This is a genomic window from Phenylobacterium sp., from assembly GCF_024508875.1.
Classification (GTDB): domain Bacteria; phylum Pseudomonadota; class Alphaproteobacteria; order Caulobacterales; family Caulobacteraceae; genus Phenylobacterium.
This window is the reverse complement of the sequence record NZ_JANINU010000173.1, coordinates 1-5,096: the sequence shown is the minus strand read 5'-3', so window position 1 is coordinate 5,096 and position 5,096 is coordinate 1. Positions and strand designations below refer to the sequence as shown.

The 5,096-nt window shown below is 68.8% G+C and carries 6 protein-coding genes; all 6 read right to left on the bottom strand.

Features of this window, described 5'->3' with window-relative positions; all coding sequences use genetic code 11:
- Positions 1-17: 17 nt before the first annotated feature.
- Entirely contained in the window at positions 18-1,232 is a 1,215-nt protein-coding gene (gene rseP, locus Q0L11_RS13515) for an RIP metalloprotease RseP (protein ID WP_296597904.1), read from the bottom strand.
- A gap of 17 nt (positions 1,233-1,249) precedes the next feature.
- Positions 1,250-2,443: a 1-deoxy-D-xylulose-5-phosphate reductoisomerase gene (dxr, locus tag Q0L11_RS13510; RefSeq protein ID WP_296597903.1), complete on the bottom strand. Its 1,194-nt coding sequence runs from the start codon at positions 2,441-2,443 to the stop codon at positions 1,250-1,252.
- Complete coding sequence (locus tag Q0L11_RS13505; RefSeq protein WP_296597901.1) at positions 2,431-3,309, bottom strand: phosphatidate cytidylyltransferase; 879 nt, start codon at positions 3,307-3,309, stop codon at positions 2,431-2,433. The genes dxr and Q0L11_RS13505 overlap by 13 nt, the downstream gene beginning before the upstream one ends.
- The gene (uppS, locus tag Q0L11_RS13500) at positions 3,269-4,045 is read right to left on the bottom strand and encodes a polyprenyl diphosphate synthase (protein WP_296597900.1); all 777 of its coding nucleotides are present in this window, start codon (positions 4,043-4,045) and stop codon (positions 3,269-3,271) included. The genes Q0L11_RS13505 and uppS overlap by 41 nt, the downstream gene beginning before the upstream one ends.
- A 27-nt stretch (positions 4,046-4,072) precedes the next feature.
- The gene (gene frr / locus Q0L11_RS13495) at positions 4,073-4,639 is read right to left on the bottom strand and encodes a ribosome recycling factor (RefSeq protein WP_296597898.1); all 567 of its coding nucleotides are present in this window, start codon (positions 4,637-4,639) and stop codon (positions 4,073-4,075) included.
- Between the two features lie 46 nt (positions 4,640-4,685).
- Positions 4,686-5,096 (bottom strand): uridine monophosphate kinase (locus tag Q0L11_RS13490; RefSeq protein WP_296597896.1); only part of this gene is annotated, 411 nt, incomplete at its 5' end.

Here is a 5,096-nt window from a genome sequence, read left to right as displayed (position 1 = left end):
TTGAGGGACGAACGGGCCTAGGAGAATAGGCCGCCGAACAGATTGAACACACGCAGGCGCTGCAAATCGTTCCAAGTGGCGAACAACATCAAACCGAGGACGAGCGCAAGGCCTACGCGGTACCCTGTAGCCTGAACCTTGGCGGCAAGAGGGCGCCGCGCGACCGCCTCGTACGCGTAGAACATCAGATGGCCGCCATCGAGCACCGGCACGGGCAGCAGGTTCATGAAGCCGATGCTCACCGAGATGAGGGCGGCGAGCTGCAGCAGGTTGAGCCCGGCGCCCGCCAGCATCGACGGCAGGTCGGGCGCGCCTTCCACGCCGAGCTTGGTCACGTTCTTGGTCACGGCGGCGATGCCGAGGGGGCCGCGCAACTGGTCGGCGCTGACCTGGCCGGTCAGCATCCGGCCGAGATAGTAGACGGTCGATTCGAGGACGCCCCAGGTGCGCTTGGCGCCCTGCCCCACGGCCTCGACCGGCCCGTAACGGACGCGAACGTAGTCGCCGGGCTCCTGGGCCGGACGGATACCCAGGACGCCGACGCGCTGTTCGCCGGCCACGGGATCTTTCTGGACCTGCCACTCCGGCGTCGCGGTGAGGTCCACCCGGCCGCCGCCGCGCTCGACGGTGAAGGTCGTCGGAACACCGCCGCGGATGCGGATGACCTGCAGCACGTCGCTGAAGCTCTGCATATCGCGCCCGTTCACGGCCACGACCTTGTCGCCCACCTTGAATCCGGCCACGGCCGCCGGACTGCCGGCGTTGATCGAGGCCACGCGGAACGGCAGCACCAGATCGCCAAGGCTCATCAGGAGCGCGGCGAAGATGGCGATGGCGAGCAGGAAGTTCGCGAACGGACCCGCCGCCACGATGATGGCGCGCTGCCAGATCGGCTTGAAGTGGAAGTAGCGGGGAATCTCGTCCGCCCTGCCCTCGGCCACCAGCTTGCGGCGCATGGCCTTCAGGTCTTCCGCGTCGGGGATGCTGGCGGCGTTTTCGTCCCCGGCGAAACGGACATATCCGCCGACCGGCAGCCAGCCGAGGCGCCATTCCACACCGGAACGGTCTGTCCACGACCCCAACGCCCGACCGAAGCCGATGGAGAAGCGGTCGATCTTCGTGCCGACCGCCTTCGCCGCCAGGAAGTGGCCCAGTTCGTGGACGGTGACCACAAGTCCCAGCACCAGCAGGAAGGAGATGGTCGTCAGGACGAAGGTTTGCAGTAGCTGCATCGGGAGCGTCTACTCCATCAGGCGGCGCAGAGGCCGGTGACGACCTCGTCCGCCATGCGCCGGGCCGCGGCGTCGGTCTCTCGCGCGCTCTCAACGGCATCATTCGCCGTCGAGAAGCTGCGGCCGTGGTCCATCCGCTCGAGGGTCTCGGCGACCACATTGGGGATATCCAGAAACCGGATGCGCCGGTCAAGGAAGGCCGAGACCGCGCGCTCGTTCGCCGCATTCATCGCCGCCGGCGCCTGGCCGCCGGTCGCCAGGGCTTGTTTCGCGATGGAGAGGGCCGGGAATTTCTGCGGGTCGGGATGCTGGAAGGTGAGCGGGCCTGCCGTCACCAGGTCGAGCTTTGGCGCGGGCCAGGGCAGCCGGTCCGGCCACGCGAACGCGCACGCGATCGGCGGCCGCATGTCGGGCGGGCCAAGCTGGGCCAGGGTCGAGCCGTCGGCATACTCGACCAAGCTGTGGATGATCTGCTGCGGGTGGACCAGGACTTCGATCCGCTCCGGCGGCATGGAGAAAAGGTAGGCGGCCTCGATCACCTCGAGGCCCTTGTTCATCATGGTCGCGGAATCGATCGAAATCTTGGCGCCCATGGAGAAATTCGGGTGGGCCAGCGCCTGCTCCAGCGTGGCGGCGGCCATCTCCTCGCGCGTCGCGTTGCGGAACGGCCCTCCCGACGAGGTGAGGATCAGGCGCGAGACGTGCGCGGCGGCCATCGGGTCCAGCACCTGGAAGATGGCGGAATGTTCGGAGTCCACGGGCACGACCGCGCCGCCCGCCAGCTTGGCGGTGCGCAGCAGCGAGGGCCCCGCACAGACGAGGCTCTCCTTGTTCGCCAGCGCAATGACCGCACCCGACTTGGCGGCCGCCAGGGTGGGCGCCAGACCGGCGAAGCCGACGATGGCCGACATCACCCACTGGGCGTCGGCCGAGGCGACGTCGACGATGGATTTCGAACCGGCTTCGGCCCGGATGCCCGACCCGGAAAGCCGCTCGCGCAGTTCGGGCAGCAGAGCTTCATCCTCGATCACCGCGACCTGTGGCCGCCACCGCAGCGCCTGTTCGGCAAGGCGCGCGACGTTGCGCCCGGCGGTCAGCCCGACCACGTCGACCTCGACGCACGCCTGTTCGAAGAGGTCGAGGGTGGAGACCCCAATCGACCCGGTGGAGCCCAGGACGCTGACCTTGCGCGGCAGGTTCAATGTCCCCATCCCCAATGATTGGCGAGTCGCAGCGCCGCCATCACGACGACGGCGAACATCAACCCATCCACCCGATCCAGCAAGCCGCCATGGCCCGGGATCAGGTCGCCGGAATCCTTGACGCCGAACCGGCGCTTGATGGCCGATTCCCACAGGTCGCCGGCCATGGTGGCCAGGCCGATGGCGAAGCCGATGACGGCGGCGGCCCAGATGTTGAGCTGGAAGGGCCGCAGGTTGGCCCAGACGCCTTGCAGCAGGTCCGGCAGAGTCTCCACGCCCACGGCGGCCAGGGTGGCCGCCAGGAGGCCGCCGATGAAGCCCGACCAGGTCTTGTTGGGCGAGAAGCGCGGCCACAGCTTCGGGCCTTTCAGCGTGCTGCCCACTGCATAGGCCCCGATGTCGGCGCCCCAGGTCGCGGCGAATAGCATGACGGTCCACCAGGCGCCCTGGTTCGTCGAGCGCAGCCAGACGAGGCACAGCGCCGCCGGGGCGATGTAGAGCACGCCGTAGGCCGCGTCCGCCGGCCGCTCGGCCACGCCGCGGGCGATGATCGCCGCCGCGGCCGCGCCGATGGCGATGGCGCCCCACGCCCAGGGGAAGTCACCGCGGTAGCCCACGAAGACGGCGACCAGCACCGCCGCGGCCACGGCGGCGGCCACGCGGGTCGGAGCGCCCGGCGCGGTCATGCCGCCCCACTCGATCGCCAGCAGAGCGACGCCTATTGCGATCAGCACGAGGTAGGGCCAGCCACCGAACCAGACGGCCGCCAGGACGGCGGGCACCAGCACCACGGCCGACGCTACGCGCAGGCCGAGGTTGGACCAGTCGAACCGCTTAGCCGGCGGCGAGGACGTCATCGGCAACGATCGCGCCATAGCGTCGGTCCCGCGCGGCGAATTCGGCCAGCGCCGCCCGCAGGTGCTCCTCGCCGTAGTCCGGCCAGAGGACATCCTGGAAGACGAGTTCGGCGTAGGCCGCTTCCCAGAGGAGGAAGTTCGAAAGCCGCTGCTCGCCGGAGGGGCGGACGATCAGGTCCGGCGGCGGCGCGCCCGAGGTGGCCAGCAGGCCGGCGAAGAGCGCCTCGTCGAGGTCCGACGGCGCGCGGCGACCGGCGGCGACGTCCTCGGCGAAGCGCCGGGCGGCGTCGACGATGTCGGCCTGGCCGCCGTAGTTGAAGGCGATGTTGAGGTTGAAGGCGGTGTTATCCTTCGTGCGCGCGTGGGCGTCGTCGATGAGCTTCAGGAGTTCTCCCGACAGGCCCTCGCGGCGACCGATCACACGCACGCGCACCCCTTCGCGGTGCAGCCGCGCCAGGTCGGTCTCGAAGTAGCGCTTGGGCAGCGCCATCAACTCGGCGACCTCGGCGGCCGGCCGGCTCCAGTTCTCGGTGGAGAAGCCGAAGACCGTGAGCGAGCCGATCCCCAGCTTCGAAGCCGCGGAGACGGTCCGCTTCAGCGCCTCGACCCCTGCACGATGGCCCAACGAGCGCGGCAGGCCGCGCTGCTTGGCCCAGCGACCGTTGCCGTCCATCACGATGGCGACATGCAGCGCGGGCGCCCCCTGGGCATCCCTTGGGGCGTCCGCGGACGGTGGCTTCTCGGCGGCGGCCATGAGGGAACGCGGATCCTTACGCGGGCGTCAGACGTGCATGATCTCTTGTTCTTTGGTTTTCAAGGCTTCGTCCACGCGCTTGATGGCTTCGTCGGTGATCTTCTGCACCTCCGCCTCAAACCGCTTCTCCTCGTCCTGGCTGATGACGCCGTCCTTCTGCGCCTTGCGGCAGTCGTCGTTCGCGTCGCGGCGCACGTTGCGCACGGCGATGCGCTGCTGCTCCGCATACTTGCCGGCCAGCTTGGCAAGGTCCTTGCGACGCTCTTCCGTCAGCGGCGGGATGGGCAGGCGCAGCGTCATGCCGTCGACGACCGGGTTGAGGCCCAGGTCCGACGCGCGGATCGCCTTCTCCACCGAGACAACCAGGCCGCGGTCCCACACGTTGATGGTGATCATGCGCGGCTCGGGCACGCTGATGGCGCCCACCTGATTCAGCGGCACCGACGAGCCGTAGGCGTCGACGTGGATCTGGTCCAGCAGGCTGGCCGAGGCGCGGCCTGTGCGCAGCGAGCCGAACTCGTCCTTCAGCGCCGCGACGGCCTTGTCCATGCGGTCCTTGTACTTCGAAAGCACGGGCTTTTCGGTCGTGGCCATGGCGGCGTCTCCGTGGTTCAGATCTCTTGGGTGGCGAATGTAACGCCTAGGCGATGGTCGTGAAGACGCCTTCGCCGTTGATGACCTTCAGCAGGTTACCCCGCTCGCGGATGTTGAACACCACGATCGGGATGTGGTTCTCGCGCATGAGGCTGACGGCCGAGGCGTCCATCACCTTGAGGTTCTGCGACAGCACCTCGTGGTAGGTCAGCGTCTCGTAGCGCCGGGCGCTCGGGTCCTTCTTGGGATCGGCGGTGTAGACGCCGTCCACGCTGGTGCCCTTGAACAGCGCCTCGCAGCCCATTTCGGCGGCGCGCAGGGCCGCGCCCGAGTCGGTGGTGAAGAACGGGGCGCCGACGCCGGCGGCGAAGATCACAACCCTGCCCTTCTCGAGATGGCGCAGCGCGCGGCGGCGGATGTAGGGCTCGCAGACCGCTTCCATCGGGATCGCCGACTG